The sequence below is a fragment of the Streptomyces triticagri genome (assembly GCF_003429565.1).
Classification (GTDB): Bacteria; Actinomycetota; Actinomycetes; order Streptomycetales; family Streptomycetaceae; genus Streptomyces; species Streptomyces triticagri.
In genome coordinates, this window is the sequence record NZ_QUAK01000066.1 from 17,794 (window position 1) to 35,871 (window position 18,078).

An 18,078-nucleotide genomic window follows, 5' to 3' on the forward strand; every position below is an offset into this window, starting at 1 on the left:
CTGAAGTACGACAGCGCACACATCAACGCACCGCCCCGCCCATCCCTACGGATGAGCGGGGCGAAAAGGTTCCCCGGGCGGGGGACCGACGGTGCGCCTCAGCGCTCCTCGATGACGACCGACTCGATGACGACGTCATTGACCGGGCGGTCCGTGCGCGGGTTCGTCTGCGTGGTCGCGATGGCGTCCACCACCTTCTGGCTCGCGCCGTCGGTGACCTCACCGAAGATGGTGTGCTTGCGGGTCAGCCACGCGGTCGGCGAGACGGTGATGAAGAACTGCGAGCCGTTGGTGCCCGGGCCGGCGTTCGCCATCGCCAGAAGGTACGGCTTGTCGAAGGACAGCTCCGGGTGGAACTCGTCCCCGAACTGGTAGCCGGGGCCACCGGTGCCGTTCCCCAGCGGGTCGCCGCCCTGGATCATGAAGCCGCTGATGACCCGGTGGAAGACCGTGCCGTCGTAGAGCCTGTCCGAGGACTTCTTGCCGGTCTCCGGGTGGACCCACTCGCGCTCGCCCTTGGCGAGTTCGCAGAAGTTCTGGACCGTCTTAGGCGCGTGGTTCGGCAGCAGCCGGACTTCGATGTCGCCTTGATTGGTCTTCAGGGTGGCGTAAAGCTGCTCAGCCACGATCTGCCTTCCGTTGTCTTCTCTGACTCCCCGATCCTCGCACGGATCGGGTCCGGCGCGGGCTATGGCCTGTCTTTCGGATCGGCCCGGGGCCGCGAAGGGGACGACGACAGGCACGAATCCCCGCCCGGCAGGCGCCACTCGGGCCGATCCGTGGCATCGTCGTCCACAGACACCCCTTGTACCGCAATGCCCGAAGAGCGGAGACCCTCGCGCTACGGAGGCCACTGCTCCGAATGCCCGATACGAGCGGCCACAGCGGCATTCTCCGACGGGCATGATCCGGAAAAGGGTGGAAAGGTGAAGTGTGTTCGCTTGGGGGGCACCCCTTGACCCCCGCGTACGCCACCGAGGAGGAGGATCCAGTGACCCGCATCGACAGCGCACGCGCCGCCGCAAGTTCGGCGAAGGACAGCGTGCGCCACGCCGCGGAAGTGGTGGCGCCCTACGCCGACACGGCCCGGGACCGGGCCGCCGTGTATGCGCATGAGGCACGCAGCCGGCTCGCACCCCGGGTCTCGACCGCGGCGCACCAGGCCGCCGACCAGGCTCGACTCAGCTACGACACCTACCTCGCGCCGCGCGTCGAGCAGGCGCGCGTGCATGTGCCGCCGACGGTGGACCGTGCGGCCGTCCGCACCAGGGAGGCCGCCGCGCACGCCGCGGCCGCCACCCGTCCGCGGGTCGAGCAGGCCGTCGCCGCGGCGCAGCCGGCCGCATCGGAGGCCGCGGCCCGCAGCAGCGCGGCCGTGGCGGCGCTGCGCGGCCAGGTCTCGCCGAAGGAGATCCAGCGGATCGTCAGAAAGCACGAGCGCCGCGCCTCGGCCGGTCGCTTCGCCAAGCGCGCGGCACTCGTCGGCCTCCTCGCAGGCGCCGCGTTCGCCGCCTGGAAGTGGTGGGACAAGCAGGCCAACCCGGACTGGCTGGTCGAACCGCCCGAGCCGACCGAGGTCGCCGACCGCACCCCGCTGGCGTCGGTGGACGGCAGCGGTCAGAGCCCGCTCGACCCCGAGGTCCAGGCCAAGCAGGCCGAGACGGACGCGGCGGAGCGCGACGAACGGGCCTGAACGCCCGCGCGGAAGACCGGGATCGACCTGTGGTGGCGGGCCTTCGGGCCCGCCACCACCTCGTTGTGCGGGCCGCCGCCGCGGGCGTCCGGGTCGATCGCTCCCGCGGAGCGCTGAATCTCCCGGAGCGCTGCATGCGGTCGGGCGTTCCTGCGAGTACTGCATACGCCGGGCGAGTACTGCCGCGGGTACTGAATCGAGTACCGAATCCAGTACTCCCTGAACGGTCTTCCGAGTACTGGTTCGGGTACCGGGTCACGGGCCGGAAGCGGGCGTATGCACCGGCCCGTTCAGGCGGTCGGCCCGTGCGGCCGGCGCATCCGGTCGGGCGCGGTCCGGTCACGGGTCGTGCGACCCCACCAGCGGCCCGGGCTCAGCTGGGCCAGAGTCCCGCTCAGCGGGTCGGCGATTCCCCGGGTGAGCGGCAGCAGACCGCCGAGCAGCCAGGCGTCCGGCAGCTCCAGGCGGTAGTGCCCGTCAACCACCAGACAGTCGACGACCCGGTGCACCGGAGCGACGGCGGTGACCGTGAACAGCTCCAGATACTCGGTGACGTAGCTGCTCCTGGCCGTCCGGGTGCGCAGGCCGAGCACGGCGGTCCCCGCGAGCGCCTGCCACGGGAAGAGGACCGCCACCCCCTGCTCGTACCACCACACTCCCTGCGGCCCCACGCCGAGGCAGGCCCGCCGGTCGCCGGCCACGCGCCACATCCGGCGCACGCCGAGGGTGACGAGCACGACCACCAGCACGGCCGCGGCCGCCAGGGCGAGACGGGCGCCGCCGCCCATCCGCGCACCGGCCGCCGCGGTCCCGAGGGACACGGTGACCGTGCCGCCCAGGCCGCCGAGCACTGCCGTCCCGGCGCCTGCCCGCCTCGCCCTGCCCCGGCCGACCGGGAACCACCGCGTATACGGATCCGCCCCGGACAGCGGCACCACCAGCGGATGTGACACAGCGGTCCTCCTCACGCGCGTCCCTGTCCCGCCGGCTCGAAACCGCTGGCGTCCCGCGCCCGATGCGGTCCAACCGCGCCGGAAGCAGGCGGCGTTGAGGGTACGGGCCCAGCCTCACCGGCACCGCCCAAAAAGCCCCCCGATCCGCGTTTCCGCAGGTCGGGGGGCTTTCTTGGGGTGGAGCCTAGGGGAGTCGAACCCCTGACATCTGCCATGCAAAGACAGCGCTCTACCAACTGAGCTAAGGCCCCGTGACACCTGTCCCCGTCCGCTCTGGTCGTCCGGGCCGGCGCCGCAGCCAAGAGTACCGGGTCACCCCCGGGATCTCACAAAAGGATTGGGGGTCCCGGTCCCCGACCACGCTCCGTAGGATGCACGACGAGGTTCGCACCAGCGAAGGGGAGACGCCATGGACGCAGCACAGCAGGAAGCGACCGCCAGAGCCAGAGAGCTGCAGCGGAACTGGTACGGGGAGCCGCTCGGCGCGCTCTTCCGCCGGCTCATAGACGACCTGGGCCTGAACCAGGCGCGCCTCGCTGCGGTCCTCGGTCTGTCGGCGCCCATGCTGTCGCAGCTGATGAGCGGCCAGCGCGCCAAGATCGGAAACCCGGCGGTCGTCCAGCGCGTCCAGCAGCTCCAGGAACTCTCCGGCCAGGTGGCAGACGGCAGCGTCAGCGCCGCGGAGGCGACCGGCCGCATGGAGGAGATCAAGAAGTCGCAGGGCGGCTCGGTGCTGACCAACACCAGCCAGACCACGCCCAGTTCGGGCGCACCCACGGTCAAGCGCGTGGTCCGCGAGATCCAGTCGCTGCTCCGATCGGTCTCGGCCGCCGGCGACATCATCGATGCCGCGGACGCCCTCGCCCCGACCCATCCGGAACTGGCAGAGTTTCTCCGCGTGTACGGCGCCGGGCGCACCGCCGACGCGGTGGCGCACTACGAGGCGCACCAGAGCTGAGCGGCCGCACGGGCCGAAGTGGAGTGCAGCAGGACCATGGGTGAGGTCTTCGCCGGCCGGTACGAACTGGTCGACCCGATCGGGCACGGCGGTGTCGGCGCGGTCTGGCGTGCCTGGGACCACCGTCGCCGCCGCTACGTGGCCGCCAAGGTCCTGCAGCAGAGCGACGCCTTCACGCTGCTGCGCTTCGTGCGGGAACAGGCTCTGCGCATCGATCACCCCCATGTGCTCGCGCCTGCCAGCTGGGCCGCCGACGACGACAAGGTCCTGTTCACCATGGACCTGGTGCGTGGTGGCTCGCTCGCCCATGTCATCGGGGACTACGGGCCGCTGCCGCCGAGTTACGTCTGCGTGCTGCTCGATCAGCTCCTCGCGGGTCTGACCGCGGTGCACGCGGAGGGCGTCGTACACCGGGACATCAAGCCGGCGAACATCCTGCTCGAGGCCACCGGCACCGGCCGTCCGCATCTGCGCCTGTCCGACTTCGGGATCTCGATGCGCAAGGGCGAGCCGCGGCTCACCGAGACCAACTATGTGGTGGGCACGCCCGGTTACTTCGCCCCCGAGCAACTGGCGGGGGAGGAACCGGACTTCCCCGCGGACCTGTTCGCCGTCGGCCTGGTCGCCCTGTATCTCCTCGAAGGCGCCAAGCCGGATGCCAAGGCGCTGGTCGCCCACTTCGCCGACGGCACTCCGAGTGCGCCGCAGGGCATCCCTGAGCCGCTGTGGCAGGTGGTGTCCACCCTGCTGCAGCCCGACCCGGACGCGCGCTTCCGCACGGCCACGGGCGCCCGCAAGGCGCTGACCGCCGCCGCGGAACTGCTGCCGGAGCCCGGGCCCGACGACGAACTGGTCGAGATCTTCGACCAACTCGGCCCCATGCCACTCGGTTTCGGCCCGGACGGCCCACGCCGCGAGGCCGCCTCGCCGGACTCCGGGGACCCGGCCCCCGCCGCCCCGACCACCGATGAACCCGGCGCCGATCAACCGGGCGCCGATCGATCGAGTGCCGATCAATCCGGTCCGGACGCATCCGGTGCCTACGCATCCGCTGTCGACGAGCCCGGCGCCGCCGGCTCCGGCGTCCCCAAGTCGAGTGCCAGTGCCGGCGAGCCCGCCCCAGGCATCCCGCAGCCGAGCACACCCGGCGCCCAACACCCTGAGCACTCCCACGAACAACCCCAGCACACCCAGTACCCGGAGTCCCCCACCCCTCAGTACTCCGAGTCCTCCACGTCTCAACGCTTCCCGCACCACCCTCCGGCCTCCCCTCACCTGACACCACAGCCGTCACCACACCCCGGCGAGGACCCTGCACAAGCCCCGACCACCGCGGTCCGCCACGAGAACGCTCCTACTCGTGAATACACCGCTCAGCCGTCCCAGGTTCCCCATCGGACGGCCCCGATCTCCCCGAACCTGAATCCGCCGCCGGCACCGTCGCCCGTATCACCGACACCGGCCCCCGTACCGCCGGCACCCTCGGCGCTGCTTCCGAAGTCCCCCGCCACCCACCGCCGCAGCGCGGGCCCGCCCGCCAAGGCCGTCATCCCCGTACTGCTGCTGGCCGCAGCCTGCTTCGCCGTCGGCATCTGGGCACTGACCCGCATCTGAGCCGCCCACAGACCGCCCGGGTGCGGGCCCTCGGGGAGACGCCCCGAAGACAGGGCCTAGACCGCCGCACCCCGCCGCCGCGCCACCAACGTCCACACCCCGAGCCCGAGTACAAGGACCGTCCCGCTGCCGAGGCCCGCGGCCGCGAGGATCTTCATCGAGTCGTCCGCACCGGCCCCGTCCGCACCCGCCCGGCCCGCACCGCCGGACCCGGCCCCGCCGTCCTCCGGCACTACCTGAAAGATCCCGGCGTCACCGGCGTACTCAGGAGTGTCAGCGGCCTCACCCCGTACACCGATCCGCAGCGTCACCTCGAGCTCGTCGCTCCCCGACGCCGCCCGAAGCTCAGGACCTGCCGTGACCTGCAGGTAGTACTGACCTGGGAACCGCACGGTGCTGACCTCGGTGCGCGGCGAGAACCGGTTCGCGTAATCCACCGGCGGCAGCGCCCCCAGCGCCGCCCTCGGCTGCCCAGCGGGCGACGACACCACCTCGGAGGTCACCTCCGCCCGCGCCGGATCGGCCAGCGACAGGGCGAGTGCGCCCGCGGCGGGCCCACCGTCCGCCACACCGTTCAACTCGGCCTGCGCCGACAGCTGTTGCCCCCAGCCCAGCGGAACCCGGTAGAAGCGCGTCTCGCCGGGCGCGATGCGATCCTTCCAGGCACCCGCGCCCACCGCGGCAGCCGAACTGAAGCCGCTGCCTCCGCGCACACTCCCGGCGTCTTCCGACGGGGCCTCGGGCGGCGTCGAGTTCCAGTCCTCCGGCGCGGCGGTGGCGCCACCGCCGGACTTGAGCGGCGGCTCCTCGTGAAAGTTGATCTCGAGCGCCCAGGCACCCGCCGCCGACCCCTTCGCGCCCGTCCGCTCGACGACCACGTCATACGTACCGGCCCTGCTGCAGCGGTCGGCCCCCGCCCCGAGCGTGCGGTCCGCGGTCACGGCGAGCGGCCTGGCATGGCGAGCGGCACCGACACGCTTCGCCTGGGACCCGCACCGCACCCCGTCACCGCTCTGCAGGGTCACCTCGATCCCGTCCGCGTAGGTCACATCGGAGCCCAGCTCGGGCACGGCCACGACGGACACATAGGCCCCGGAGCGCGCATCGAGCTCGACGCTGTACACCAACCGCTCCTCGGGCCCGACAGAGCTCCGGTACGGCGTCCCCGCCTCGAGCTCCTCGGCCTGGCTGGGAGTGGCACCGCCCTGCACGGTCCGCGCCCCGTCCTCGAAGGCGTACGGTGCCGGGTCGGCCGCCGCGTACGCCGCCGCGGGCACCGCCAGCGCCACACCCACGGCCATCGCCCACACCGCCAGGGTCCGCCCCCTGCCGCGCACCATCAACGCGCTCCTTGTCCTCGCCGTCCTCGCCGTCCTCGCCGTCCGTGCCGTCCGCGCTGTCCTCGCCCCCGACATCCGGCCGGCCGTGCCACGGTCCGGCCCGCCCCATCCTGCCCCGGCCGTCCCCGCGCTGTCTCGTACCGGAAGCAGAAGCTCCCACTCCGCGCAACCGCACTTTGCTCCGGTACGAGGATGCTTCACTCAGGCGAACGGCGGCCACCAAGAGTGATCACGGCAACACGGCCGGCACAGCGTCCGGGGAGACACCCTCCTGTTCGGACCTTGTCCGCGCCCCGTCCAGGGCCTAACAGCACAAGACCCCGGTCGCCACTGCGGCCGGGGCCCTGCACCGAAAGAATCTGAAGCTGTGGATGCTCACGAACCCGTGGGCACGGAGTCGGTCGCCTCCGTCCACAGATCCTGCTCGGCGCGATCCGCCTGGATCTGGCGGTACACGAGGAGCCCGCCGACGGCGGCCAGTGCGACCAGGAGAAGCTTCTTCACCGCGCTACCTCGTCTTTCCTTGACGTAGGGGACCTTTGGCGCCCGACTATACACACCGATCGATACCGTTCGGTGACCTGGATCCGGGCCAACTACGGCCCCCACCACAGCAGTCGACCTCCCCGGCGACCGACCCGTACACGGAGCCCCGACCCCGTGATTTCGGACTCCTCGCCCCTCCTGCCGCCAACCGGGTGGTGTTCATCAGAAGATCGGCGAATCGCGCTGCCGCCTCCCGCACCACGCGGACCTCGTCCACATGATGAGGAAGTACGCAAATCGTCCGACCCGAAAGTGGAGGGATCATGGCAGGCAACACGTTCACCCGCATCTGGGCCGCCGCAGTCACGGCGATCCTCGCGCTGTTCGCCGCACTCGGCTTCACCACCACCGCGACCGCAGCCCCGTCGACCACCGCACCGCAGCAGGAGGACGCCGGCCGGGCAACGGCGCCGGTGACCCGCTCGGTCGCGCCGGCAGCCCACTCGCCACGGCCGTACGACGCCCAGCGGCCACCCACGATGAAGCAGCGCATCCGCGCCGAAGCCCACGGCTCCTCGCCGAACGCCCGCGGACTCGGCGGCCTCGTCACACCTCTGACACGCACCGGCGAAGTGAGCGAGGAGAGCGAAACGGAAGAGGCCCGGGAACGCTCAAGGCCCGGAAACTCCGAAGAGCTCCCGGGCCTTGGACTTGCTGCCTGAAGCAGGCTGCCTGTGGGGCTAACAGGATTTGAACCTGTGGCCTCATCCTTATCAGGGATGCGCTCTAACCAACTGAGCTATAGCCCCTTGCGCTCGCGCGCTGACCTCTGAAGATTAGCGCACGACGCGGTCAGTCCCAAAATCGGTATCCGAGCCCGCCGTACCGGACTCATTCGTCCTCGGCGAGCGTGAGCTCGACACCACCCACGAAGCCCGCGGAGAGGTTGTAGATGAACGCGCCGAGCGTTGCGAGTGCCGTGGCAAGGACCACGTCGATCACCGCGATGATCGATGTGAACATCAGCACCCGCGGCAGCGAGAGGAACGACTGGAGGTCGAATCCATTGGATTCGTTCGACCCCGTCGCCTCCGAAATCGTCCCGCCGACCGTGGAGAAGACGCCCATCGCGTCCATGACCATCCACAGGACGGCGGACGCCACGATCGTGCAGATCCCCAAAGCGATGGAGAGCAGGAAGCTGACTTTCATCACCGACCACGGGTCGGCCTTCGCCACCCGCAGTCTCGCCTTGCGCGTACGCGGTGTCGTACGCGCACCGGTACGAGGCCTGCGCACCGCGCCCTGAGGCGGTTCCGGATACGCCTGCGGAGGGTGATAGGGCTGAGCCGGCTGCTGCTGCGGCTGGCGCTCACCGGGAAGTGCTCCGGTGTACTCGGCCTGACCGCCGTAGGGCTGTCCTTGAGAACCTCGGGTGTCCGTCACGGTTCCCCCTTGAGCCCCTTGTGGGTTGTTGGCGGGGCCACGGCCGCCATCCGTTCCGGTTCCGTTCGCTCCGGCGCCCGTGGCTCCACTCACGACCTAACTCCTCGCGCTACTCGGCCTCGGGCCGGCTGCCCTCGTCCGTACCGGCGGCCGTATCGCCCTCGGCGGAGTCGGCGTCGACACCGTCGACTTCCTCCGCCTCGCGACCGGCCTCGGCGTTACGAGCGATACCGACCACGGCATCGCGCTTGCCCAGGTTGATCAGTTGGACGCCCATGGTGTCACGGCCTGTCTCCCTGACCTCGCTGACTCGCGTGCGAATCACACCGCCGCCCAGAGTGATGGCGAGGATTTCGTCTGCCTCCTCGACCACCAGCGCGCCCACGAGTGAGCCGCGGTCCTCGACGATCTTGGCAGCCTTGATTCCCAGACCGCCACGGCCCTGGACGCGATACTCGTCGACGGCGGTCCGCTTCGCGTACCCACCATCGGTTGCGGTGAACACGAACGTACCGGGCCTGACGACATTCATCGAGAGCAGTTCGTCGCCCTCCCGGAAGCTCATGCCCTTCACTCCCGAGGTGGCACGGCCCATCGGGCGCAGCGCATCGTCCGTTGCGGTGAACCTGATGGACTGCGCCTTCCTGCTGATGAGCAGCAGGTCGTCCTCGGAGGAGACCAGCTCCGCGCCGATCAGCTCGTCGTCCGAACCGTCGGGTGTCTCACGGAGGTTGATGGCGATGACACCGCCGGAGCGCGGCGAGTCGTAGTCCTTCAGGGACGTCTTCTTCACCAGGCCGCCCTTGGTGGCCAGGATCAGATACGGCGCCGCGTCGTAGTCGCGGATCGCGAGGATCCGGGCGATCTGTTCGTCGGGCTGGAAGGCGAGCAGGTTCGCGACGTGCTGGCCGCGGGCCTCCCGGCCGGCGTCCGGGAGTTCGTACGCCTTCGCCCGGTACACCCGGCCCTTGTTGGTGAAGAACAGCAGCCAGTGGTGGGTGGTCGACACGAAGAAGTGGCTGACGATGTCGTCTTCCTTGAGCTTCGTGCCGCGTACGCCCTTGCCGCCGCGCTTCTGGGAGCGGTAGTCGTCCGTCTTGGTGCGCTTGACGTAGCCGCCACGGGTGATCGTGACGACGATGTCCTCCTCGGCGATGAGGTCCTCGATGGACATGTCGCCGTCGAAGGGCACCAGCTTGGAGCGCCGGTCGTCGCCGTACTTGTCGACGATCGCGGCGAGTTCCTCGCTGATGATCGAGCGCTGCTTCTCGGGGGAGGCCAGGATCTGGTTGTACTCGTTGATCTTCGCCTGGAGCTCGTCGTGCTCGGCGGTGATCTTCTGGCGCTCCAGGGCGGCGAGGCGGCGCAGCTGCATCTCGAGGATGGCGTTGGCCTGGATCTCGTCGATCTCCAGGAGGCCCATCAGGCCCTCGCGCGCCACCTCGACCGTCTCGCTGCGCCGGATCAGCGCGATGACCTCGTCGATCGCGTCCAGGGCCTTGAGCAGGCCGCGCAGGATGTGGGCGCGCTCCTCGGCCTTGCGCAGACGGTACTTGGTGCGCCGGACGATGACCTCGACCTGGTGAGCCACCCAGTGCCGGATGAAGGCGTCGAGGGAGAGGGTGCGCGGCACGCCGTCGACCAGGGCCAGCATGTTGGCGCCGAAGTTCGACTGAAGGTCGGTGTGCTTGTAGAGGTTGTTCAGGACGACCTTGGCGACGGCGTCCCGCTTGAGCACGATGACCAGGCGCTGGCCGGTGCGGGAGCTGGTCTCGTCGCGGACGTCGGCGATGCCGCCGACCCTGCCGTCCTTGACCAGGTCGGCGATCTTCTGCGCGAGATTGTCCGGGTTGACCTGGTACGGGAGTTCGGTGACCACCAGGCACTGGCGGTTCTGGATCTCCTCGACCTCGACGACCGCGCGCATCGTGATGGAGCCACGCCCCGTGCGGTACGCCTCCTCGATGCCCTTGCGGCCGACGACAAGCGCGCCGGTCGGGAAGTCGGGGCCCTTGATGCGCTCGATCAGCGCCTCGAGGAGCTCCTCGTGGGAGGCCTCGGGGTGCTCCAGGTACCACTGGGCGCCGGCCGCGACCTCGCGGAGGTTGTGCGGCGGGATGTTGGTGGCCATGCCGACCGCGATGCCCGCCGAGCCGTTGATCAGCAGGTTCGGGAAGCGGGCCGGCAGGACGGTGGGCTCCTGGGAGCGGCCGTCGTAGTTGTCCGTGTAGTCGACGGTCTCCTCGTCGATGTCACGGACCATCTCCATGGACAGCGGCGCCATCTTGCACTCGGTGTACCGCATGGCGGCCGCCGGGTCGTTGCCCGGGGAGCCGAAGTTGCCGTTGGAGTCCACGAGCGGCATCCGCATCGACCACGGCTGCGCGAGGCGGACCAGCGCGTCGTAGATCGAGGAGTCGCCGTGCGGGTGGTAGTTGCCCATGACGTCGCCGACGACGCGGGCGCATTTGTAGAAGCCCTTCTCGGGCCGGTAGCCGCCGTCGTACATGGCGTACAGGACACGGCGGTGGACGGGCTTGAGGCCGTCCCGTACGTCGGGCAGCGCGCGGGAGACGATGACGGACATCGCGTAGTCGAGATACGAGCGCTGCATCTCGGTCTCGAGCCCGACGGGCTCGACGCGCAGGGCGAGGCCCTGGGCGTCATCGGCGGTCGCGGGGGTGTCCTCGCCGGAGGCAGGGGTGTTCTCGTCGGCCATTGCTGGTCTTCAGTCCTTTCGTGCGGTCAGCTGAGACCGACTCAGATGTCGAGGAAGCGGACGTCCTTGGCGTTGCGCTGGATGAACGAGCGGCGGGCTTCGACGTCCTCGCCCATGAGGACCGAGAACAGGTCGTCGGCCTGCGCAGCGTCGTCGAGCGTGACCTGGCCGAGGACCCGGTGGTCGAGGTCCATGGTGGTGATCCGCAGCTCCTCGGCGTTCATCTCGCCGAGACCCTTGAAGCGCTGGACCGAGTCCTCCTTGATGCGCTTGCCGTTCTGGCGGCCGAGCTCGATCAGCGCGTCGCGCTCGCGGTCCGAGTACGCGTACTGGAAGTCGTCGCGCGTCCACTTGATCTTGTACAGCGGCGGCCGGGAGAGGAAGACGTGGCCGGCCTCGACCAGCGGGCGCATGAAGCGGAACAGGAAGGTCAGCAGCAGGGTGTTGATGTGCTGGCCGTCGACGTCGGCGTCCGCCATCAGGATGATCTTGTGATAGCGGAGCTTCTCGATGTCGAAGTCCTCGTGCACGCCCGTGCCGAAGGCCGAAATGAGGGCCTGGACCTCCTGGTTCTGCAGGATCTTGTCGACGCGGGCCTTCTCGACATTGAGGATCTTGCCGCGGATCGGGAGGATCGCCTGGTACTGCGGGTTCCGGCCGGACTTGGCCGAGCCGCCTGCGGAGTCGCCCTCGACGATGAAGATCTCGCACTTGGACGGGTCGTTGGACTGGCAGTCACTCAGCTTGCCGGGCAGCGAGGCCGTCTCGAGCAGGCCCTTGCGGCGGGTCAGATCCCGCGCCTTGCGGGCCGCGACCCGGGCCGTGGCGGCCTGGATCGACTTGCGGATGATGTCCGCGGCCTCGTTGGGATTGCGGTCGAGCCAGTCCGAGAGGTGCTCGTGGACGACCTTCTGGACGAAGGTCTTCGCCTCGGTGTTCCCGAGCTTCGTCTTGGTCTGGCCCTCGAACTGCGGCTCGCCGAGCTTGATCGAGATGATCGCGGTCAGACCCTCGCGGATGTCGTCACCCGTGAGGTTGTCGTCCTTCTCGCGAAGCAGCTTCTTGTCCCGGGCGTACCGGTTGATGAGACCGGTCAGCGCGGCCCGGAAGCCCTCCTCGTGCGTACCGCCCTCGTGCGTGTGGATCGTGTTCGCGAACGAGTAGACGCCCTCGGTGTACTGGGTGTTCCACTGCATCGCGACCTCGACCGAGAGCAGCCGCTCCTTGTCCTCGGCCTCGATGTCGATCACCGACGGGTGCACGACATCGCCCTTGCGGGAGTTGAGGTACTTCACGAAGTCGACGATGCCGCCCTCGTAGTGGTACGTGACCGTGCGCGCCTGCGGCTCCTCGTCCGCCTCCGGCTCCGCGGTGTCCGCGCCGACCGTGGCCTTGGCCGACTCGCGCTCGTCGGTGAGCCGGATGGTCAGGCCCTTGTTGAGGAACGCCATCTCCTGGAAGCGCCGCGACAGCGTCTCGAAGGAGTAGTCGGTGGTCTCGAAGATGTCGCCGTCCGCCCAGAAGGTGACGGAGGTGCCGGTCTCCTCGGTGGCCTCGTGGCGCTCGAGCGGTGCGGTCGGTACGCCGCCCTTGTACTCCTGCGTCCAGCGGTAGCCGTCGGTCCTGATGTCGACGGCGAGCTTGGTGGACAGCGCGTTCACCACGGAGACGCCGACGCCGTGCAGACCGCCGGAGACGGCGTAACCGCCGCCGCCGAACTTGCCGCCCGCGTGCAGCACGGTGAGCACGACCTCGACGGCCGGCTTCTTCTCCACGGGGTGGATGCCCACCGGGATACCGCGGCCGTTGTCGACGACGCGGACGCCGCCGTCCGGCAGGATCGTCACGTCGATGGTGTCCGCGTGGCCGGCCATCGCCTCGTCGACCGAGTTGTCGACGACCTCCTGTACGAGGTGATGCAGACCACGCTCGCCGGTCGAGCCGATGTACATGCCGGGTCGCTTGCGGACCGCGTCCAGCCCCTCGAGGACGGTGATCGCGCTCGCGTCGTAGGAGGGTCCTGCTCCGCCGGACTCGACGAGCTCGTCGGCGGCAGGGGACGGGGTGTTCTCGTCGGTGTTGCCGGAATCGGCCACGAAGCGCCCTTTCTGGCACAGCACAGGCCACGCTTCCGGGCCACGGAAGCGGCTGCGTCGTTCAGTGAGTGTCGGTGTGTGTCGACTGATCGGAAGGCGGACGGTTGTGGTCCCTCGGACTTCGTCCGGGGGAGGTGTCTCGCTGCGTCCCACGAGTGAGGCGCGAACGGCTCCCAGTCTACCGGTAGCGCCGACAGTGATGGGGGTTTGCCGGTACCTGAGTCCGCATGTGCCGCCCTCAACGATCCTCGTCCGACTCCCCATATGCGACCCAGGGATCCAAGAGGCTCACGGCGGCACTCAGCGCTTCGGGACGTCAACCGCGCGCTACCGACGGGAACACCTCACGTCGCAGCCGCCTCACGGCACTACCCGTAGGTGTCTCCGGGGCCCGTGCTTCCGGGGGCTCTGAGGGGGCCGAAGCGGCGTGCGGGGCCGCCGGGGCCCTGCACCCTGATGAGCTTCACGGTGCCCTGGCCGAGGTCCTGGTTGAGGCGCGCGACCAGCGTCGGAGCGAGCAGCCGCAGCTGCGTGGCCCAGGCCGTGGAGTCGCAGCGCACGGTCAGCACCCGCTCGTCCTCGTCGTACTTCTCCGGGACGCAGTGCTTGCCGACGTCCTCGCCGACGATCTGCGGCCAGCGGCCCATCACCCCGCCAACCGCCGCCGGGGTCTCCCAGCCGCGCTCGGTGATCAGGCGGTTGATCGCCGCGCCGAGCGGCAGCGGGTCGCGGCCGTCGGTGCGTGCGCCCGAGCGCAGTCCGCCGCCGCGTTTGGCCTGTTTCTTCTGCTGCGCCGCGGCGCCGCGCGCGCGTGCCTGCTCCTTGGCCGCGCGCAGGGCGACGCGGGCGAGGTCCACACCGGACGGTTCGGGAGGCTTCGGCGCGCCGTCGCCTGCGGGGTCGCCGGTCGGCTCGGTCTCGCTCATGCGCGGGTCACCTCGCCTTCGGCCACCGCGAACCTGGTGCCCCGCAGTACGCCCGGAATGTCGTCGTCCACCGCGGCGGTCACCAGGACCTGTTCGCCCGGGGCCACCAGCTCGGCGAGGCGCTCGCGCCGGCGCGCGTCCAGCTCGGCGAAGACGTCGTCGAGGACCAGGATCGGCTCGCCGACCCGGTGCCCGTCCTCGTGGGGCTCCTGCTCGGCGCTCGCGCCCTCGGAGCGCAGCAGGTCGTACGAGGCGAGGCGCAAGGCGAGCGCGTACGACCAGGACTCGCCGTGGCTGGCGTAGCCCTTGGCCGGCATCTCGCCGAGCTTCAGGGTCAGATCGTCGCGGTGCGGTCCGGCCAGCGTGACGCCCCGCTCGATCTCCTGCTTGCGGGCGTCGGCGAGGGCGGCGAGCAGCTGCTCGTAGAGCTCGTCACGGGTGTGTCCTGCGCCGGGTGCCGAGGGGCGGTACGACAGGGCCACCGGGCCGCCGCCCGGGGCGAGTTGCTCGTACGCCTTGTCCGTGAGCGGCTGCAGGGCTTCGATCAGCTGCAGCCGCTGGGCGAGCAACTCCGCGCCCGCGCGGGCGAGATGCTGGTCCCAGACGTCCAGAGTGGACATGTCCATGGAGCGGCCGCCGTGCCGGCGGGCCATGGCCGCGGACTTCAGCAGGGTGTTGCGCTGCTTCAGGACCCGCTCGTAGTCGGACCGCACTCCGGCCATCCGCGGGGAGCGGGCGGTGATCAGTTCGTCGAGGAAGCGGCGCCGCTCGCCCGGGTCGCCCTTGACCAGCGCCAGATCCTCCGGCGCGAACAGCACTGTGCGGACGATCCCCAGTACGTCACGGGGCTTGACCTGCGACGACCTGTTGATCCTGGCGCGATTGGCGCGCCCCGGATTGAGCTCGAGCTCGACCAGCTGCTGCCGCTCGCCCTGCCGGACCGAGGCTCGTACGATCGCCCGCTCGGCGCCCATACGCACCAGCGGCGCATCGGACGACACCCGGTGGCTGCCCAGGGTGGCGAGATAGCCGACGGCCTCGACGAGGTTGGTCTTCCCCTGGCCGTTCGGCCCGACGAACGCGGTGACGCCCGGGCCGAGCGGAACCTCGGCCCGGGCGTACGACCGGAAGTCGGCCAGCGACAGATGCGTGACGTGCATGGATGTACGCCGACCTCCCCCGGCAGATGTCTGCCTGTGGTGCTTACTTCTTCTCGACCGCGTGCCCACCGAACTGGTTGCGCAGCGCAGCGATCATCTTCATCTGCGGTGAGTCGTCCTGCCGGGAGGCGAAGCGGGCGAACAGGGACGCGGTGATGGCGGGCAGTGGAACCGCATGGTCGATCGCGGCCTCGACGGTCCAGCGGCCCTCGCCGGAGTCCTGTGCGTAACCGCGCAGTTCCTTGAGGTGCTCGTCCTCGTCCAGGGCGTTGACCGCGAGGTCGAGGAGCCAGGAGCGGATGACCGTGCCCTCCTGCCAGCTGCGGAACACCTCGCGCACATCGGTCACGGAGTCCACCGACTCGAGCAGCTCCCAGCCCTCGGCGTAGGCCTGCATCATGGCGTACTCGATGCCGTTGTGAACCATCTTGGCGAAGTGGCCCGCGCCGACCTTGCCGGCGTGCACCGAGCCGAAGTCGCCGGCCGGCTTGAGGGCGTCGAAGACCGGCTGCACCCGGGCGACGTGCTCCTTGTCGCCGCCGTACATCAGCGCATAGCCGTTCTCCAGGCCCCAGACGCCGCCGGAGACTCCGCAGTCGACGAAGCCGATGCCCTTGGCGGCGAGCTCCTCGGCGTGCTTCTCGTCGTCCGTCCAGCGGGAGTTGCCGCCGTCGACGACGACGTCCCCGGGCTCGAGGAGCTCGGCGAGCTCGTCGATCGTGGACTGGGTGGCGGCGCCCGCGGGGACCATCACCCAGACCACGCGCGGACCCTTCAGACCGTCCACAAGCTCCTGCAGGCTGTGGACATCCGCGAGGTCCGCATTGCGGTCGTATCCGATGACGGTGTGGCCTGCGCGGCGGATGCGCTCGCGCATGTTGCCGCCCATCTTGCCGAGGCCGACGAGACCGAGCTCCATCAGTGCTGTTCCTTAGTGAGACTGTGCTGACGCGTGCCTGGGGGGTCGTACGGGAACGGCCGGACCCCTTGGAGCCCCTTCGTACCCGCGTACGAGACTACGCCGCGGGAGGCCCACTCACCTGTGGGCCTCGGCCGCTCAGGCGTGCGTCAGCCGCTCAGTCGCACCGGCATGATCAGGTACTTGTACGCCTCGTCCGCCTCCGCGTCGACGGCCGGCTTGCCGCTGAGCAGTGCCGGCTTGGTCGACGTGGTGAACGACAGCTGGGCCGCGGGCGAGTCGATCGCGCTCAGGCCGTCGAGCAGGAAGGTCGGGTTGAAGGCGATCGAGATGTCGTCGCCCTCCAGCTGGGCGTCGACCCGCTCCACAGCCTGTGCATCGTCGCTGGAACCGGCCTCCAGGATGAGGACGCCCTGCTCGAAGCTCAGACGCACCGGGGTGTTCCGCTCGGCGACGAGTGCGACGCGCTTGACCGCCTCGACGAACGGCGCGGTCTCGATGACCGCGACCGAGTTGAACTCGGTGGGGAACAGCGTGCGGTACTTCGGCAGGTCGCCCTCGAGGAGGCGGGTCGTCGTCCGACGGCCCGCGCCCTCGAAGCCGATCAGACCCTCGCCCGCGCCGGAGCCGGACAGGGCGATGGTCACGCTGTCACCGCTGGTCAGGGCCTTGGCCGTGTCGAGCAGCGTCTTGGCGGGGACCAGGGCGACCGCGGACGCCTCCGGGTCCTCCGGCTTCCACAGGAACTCGCGGACCGCGAAGCGGTAGCGGTCGGTGGAGGCCAGGGTCACCGTGTCGCCCTCGATCTCGACGCGCACACCGGTGAGCACCGGCAGGGTGTCGTCACGGCCGGCGGCGATGGCGACCTGGGCGGCCGCCGAGGCGAAGACCTCGCCGGGGACGGTGCCCGTCGCGGTGGGCATCTGCGGCAGCGCCGGGTACTCCTCCACCGGCAGGGTGTGCAGCGTGAACCGCGAGGATCCACAGACCACCGTCGCCCGTACACCGTCTGTGGAAATCTCCACCGGCCTGTTCGGCAGGGCGCGGCAGATGTCGGCGAGCAGCCGGCCCGAGACGAGCACCGTGCCGTCCTCGTCGATCTCCGCTTCCACCGATACGCGTGCCGAGACCTCGTAGTCGAAGCCCGACAGGCTCAGTGTCCCGTCCTCCGCCTTCAGGAGCAGGCCCGCGAGGACCGGCGCCGGAGGACGGGCCGGGAGACTGCGTGCCGCCCAGGCCACCGCCTCCGCGAGTACATCGCGCTCCACCCGGATCTTCACCGTAAGCCGCCTCCTGCTGTTGCCTGGCTGCTCGCCCTGCTGGCCTGTCGAGCCTTCGTCGTCTGGTCGGCGCTTCCCCAGGGTGGGGAGAACGCCGGGGACCAGTCTGACGTACCGCACCGACACTCGGTGCGGGTCGGGGTCAAGTCGCGGCGGACGGGCAGCGAGCGACGAAGCCCGAGTTGTGCACAGCCCCCTCTTCGAAACGAAATCCCCGAGTTAACTGTGTAGGGGTAGTAGTAGGGGCTGTGGAAACCGTGGATAACCCCGTATCCGCAGGTCAGAGCCCGGATTTTGTCCACGGGTCCTGTGGGCGGGGGCGGTGGAAAACCAGCGATCGCTGTGGACACCGGAAAGTTCTGCACAACCGGTACACAGGCGAGGGCCACTTCTCCCCAGCGCTGTCCCCAGCTTTACCCAGGTTCCCCACAGGGCAACCTGCCCTCTTGGTGTGACGCCTTTCACTCGACCCGGTGAGCAGGTGCGTT

15 protein-coding genes and 2 tRNA genes are annotated in these 18,078 nt (G+C 69.8%); 4 read left to right on the plus strand and 13 right to left on the minus strand.

Annotation, left to right across the window (positions count from 1 at the left end):
• Positions 1 to 98 precede the first annotated feature (98 nt).
• On the minus strand, positions 99 to 626 hold the full coding sequence (locus tag DY218_RS12025) for a peptidylprolyl isomerase (RefSeq protein WP_128555961.1): 528 nt from the start codon (positions 624 to 626) through the stop codon (positions 99 to 101).
• 365 nt (positions 627 to 991) lie between these two features.
• Between DY218_RS12025 and DY218_RS12030 the strand changes: the two genes are divergently transcribed.
• A complete protein-coding gene (locus DY218_RS12030; protein ID WP_128555962.1) occupies positions 992 to 1,693 on the plus strand; it encodes a DUF5324 family protein in 702 nt (233 codons plus the stop codon).
• A 290-nt stretch (positions 1,694 to 1,983) separates the two neighbouring features.
• On the opposite strand, the gene DY218_RS12035 is transcribed toward DY218_RS12030, so the two are convergent.
• Together DY218_RS12035 and DY218_RS12040 are read right to left on the minus strand one after the other, a co-directional pair.
• Positions 1,984 to 2,646, minus strand: coding sequence for a hypothetical protein (locus DY218_RS12035; RefSeq protein ID WP_128555963.1), 663 nt, complete (start codon positions 2,644 to 2,646; stop codon positions 1,984 to 1,986).
• Positions 2,647 to 2,824: 178 nt separating this feature from the next.
• Positions 2,825 to 2,897 (minus strand) — tRNA-Ala (locus DY218_RS12040).
• 158 nt (positions 2,898 to 3,055) lie between these two features.
• Here DY218_RS12040 and DY218_RS12045 point away from each other — a divergent pair.
• Both DY218_RS12045 and DY218_RS12050 read left to right on the plus strand, forming a co-directional pair.
• On the plus strand, positions 3,056 to 3,604 hold the full coding sequence (locus DY218_RS12045; protein WP_128555964.1) for a helix-turn-helix domain-containing protein: 549 nt from the start codon (positions 3,056 to 3,058) through the stop codon (positions 3,602 to 3,604).
• 36 nt (positions 3,605 to 3,640) lie between these two features.
• A complete protein-coding gene (locus tag DY218_RS12050; RefSeq protein WP_128555965.1) occupies positions 3,641 to 5,218 on the plus strand; it encodes a serine/threonine protein kinase in 1,578 nt (525 codons plus the stop codon).
• A 56-nt stretch (positions 5,219 to 5,274) separates the two neighbouring features.
• Here the strand turns inward: DY218_RS12050 and DY218_RS12055 are convergent, their stop codons facing one another.
• Positions 5,275 to 6,558: a hypothetical protein gene (locus DY218_RS12055; protein WP_128555966.1), complete on the minus strand. Its 1,284-nt coding sequence runs from the start codon at positions 6,556 to 6,558 to the stop codon at positions 5,275 to 5,277.
• 375 nt (positions 6,559 to 6,933) lie between these two features.
• Complete coding sequence (locus DY218_RS35045) at positions 6,934 to 7,062, minus strand: DLW-39 family protein (RefSeq protein ID WP_233521550.1); 129 nt, start codon at positions 7,060 to 7,062, stop codon at positions 6,934 to 6,936.
• A gap of 305 nt (positions 7,063 to 7,367) precedes the next feature.
• Between DY218_RS35045 and DY218_RS12065 the strand changes: the two genes are divergently transcribed.
• The gene (locus DY218_RS12065) at positions 7,368 to 7,766 is read left to right on the plus strand and encodes a DUF6344 domain-containing protein (protein WP_128555967.1); all 399 of its coding nucleotides are present in this window, start codon (positions 7,368 to 7,370) and stop codon (positions 7,764 to 7,766) included.
• Positions 7,767 to 7,779: 13 nt separating this feature from the next.
• Here the strand turns inward: DY218_RS12065 and DY218_RS12070 are convergent.
• The 8 genes from DY218_RS12070 to dnaN form a co-directional block, all read right to left on the minus strand.
• A tRNA-Ile gene (locus tag DY218_RS12070) sits at positions 7,780 to 7,853 on the minus strand.
• Positions 7,854 to 7,935: 82 nt separating this feature from the next.
• The gene (locus DY218_RS12075; RefSeq protein WP_128555968.1) at positions 7,936 to 8,583 is read right to left on the minus strand and encodes a DUF3566 domain-containing protein; all 648 of its coding nucleotides are present in this window, start codon (positions 8,581 to 8,583) and stop codon (positions 7,936 to 7,938) included.
• Positions 8,584 to 8,599: 16 nt separating this feature from the next.
• Entirely contained in the window at positions 8,600 to 11,209 is a 2,610-nt protein-coding gene (gyrA, locus tag DY218_RS12080; protein ID WP_128555969.1) for a DNA gyrase subunit A, read from the minus strand.
• A 41-nt stretch (positions 11,210 to 11,250) separates the two neighbouring features.
• On the minus strand, positions 11,251 to 13,329 hold the full coding sequence (gene gyrB / locus DY218_RS12085) for a DNA topoisomerase (ATP-hydrolyzing) subunit B (protein ID WP_128555970.1): 2,079 nt from the start codon (positions 13,327 to 13,329) through the stop codon (positions 11,251 to 11,253).
• 344 nt (positions 13,330 to 13,673) lie between these two features.
• A complete protein-coding gene (locus DY218_RS12090) occupies positions 13,674 to 14,231 on the minus strand; it encodes a DUF721 domain-containing protein (RefSeq protein WP_128555971.1) in 558 nt (185 codons plus the stop codon).
• Complete coding sequence (gene recF / locus DY218_RS12095; RefSeq protein ID WP_128555972.1) at positions 14,228 to 15,391, minus strand: DNA replication/repair protein RecF; 1,164 nt, start codon at positions 15,389 to 15,391, stop codon at positions 14,228 to 14,230. Before recF ends, DY218_RS12090 begins: the two co-directional genes overlap by 4 nt.
• A gap of 43 nt (positions 15,392 to 15,434) precedes the next feature.
• Positions 15,435 to 16,310 carry a phosphogluconate dehydrogenase (NAD(+)-dependent, decarboxylating) gene (gnd, locus tag DY218_RS12100; RefSeq protein WP_128555973.1) on the minus strand — a complete coding sequence of 292 codons (876 nt, stop codon included), beginning with the start codon at positions 16,308 to 16,310 and terminating at the stop codon, positions 15,435 to 15,437.
• Positions 16,311 to 16,459: 149 nt separating this feature from the next.
• Positions 16,460 to 17,590 carry a DNA polymerase III subunit beta gene (gene dnaN, locus DY218_RS12105; RefSeq protein ID WP_128555974.1) on the minus strand — a complete coding sequence of 377 codons (1,131 nt, stop codon included), beginning with the start codon at positions 17,588 to 17,590 and terminating at the stop codon, positions 16,460 to 16,462.
• Between the last annotated feature and the right edge of the window lie 488 nt (positions 17,591 to 18,078).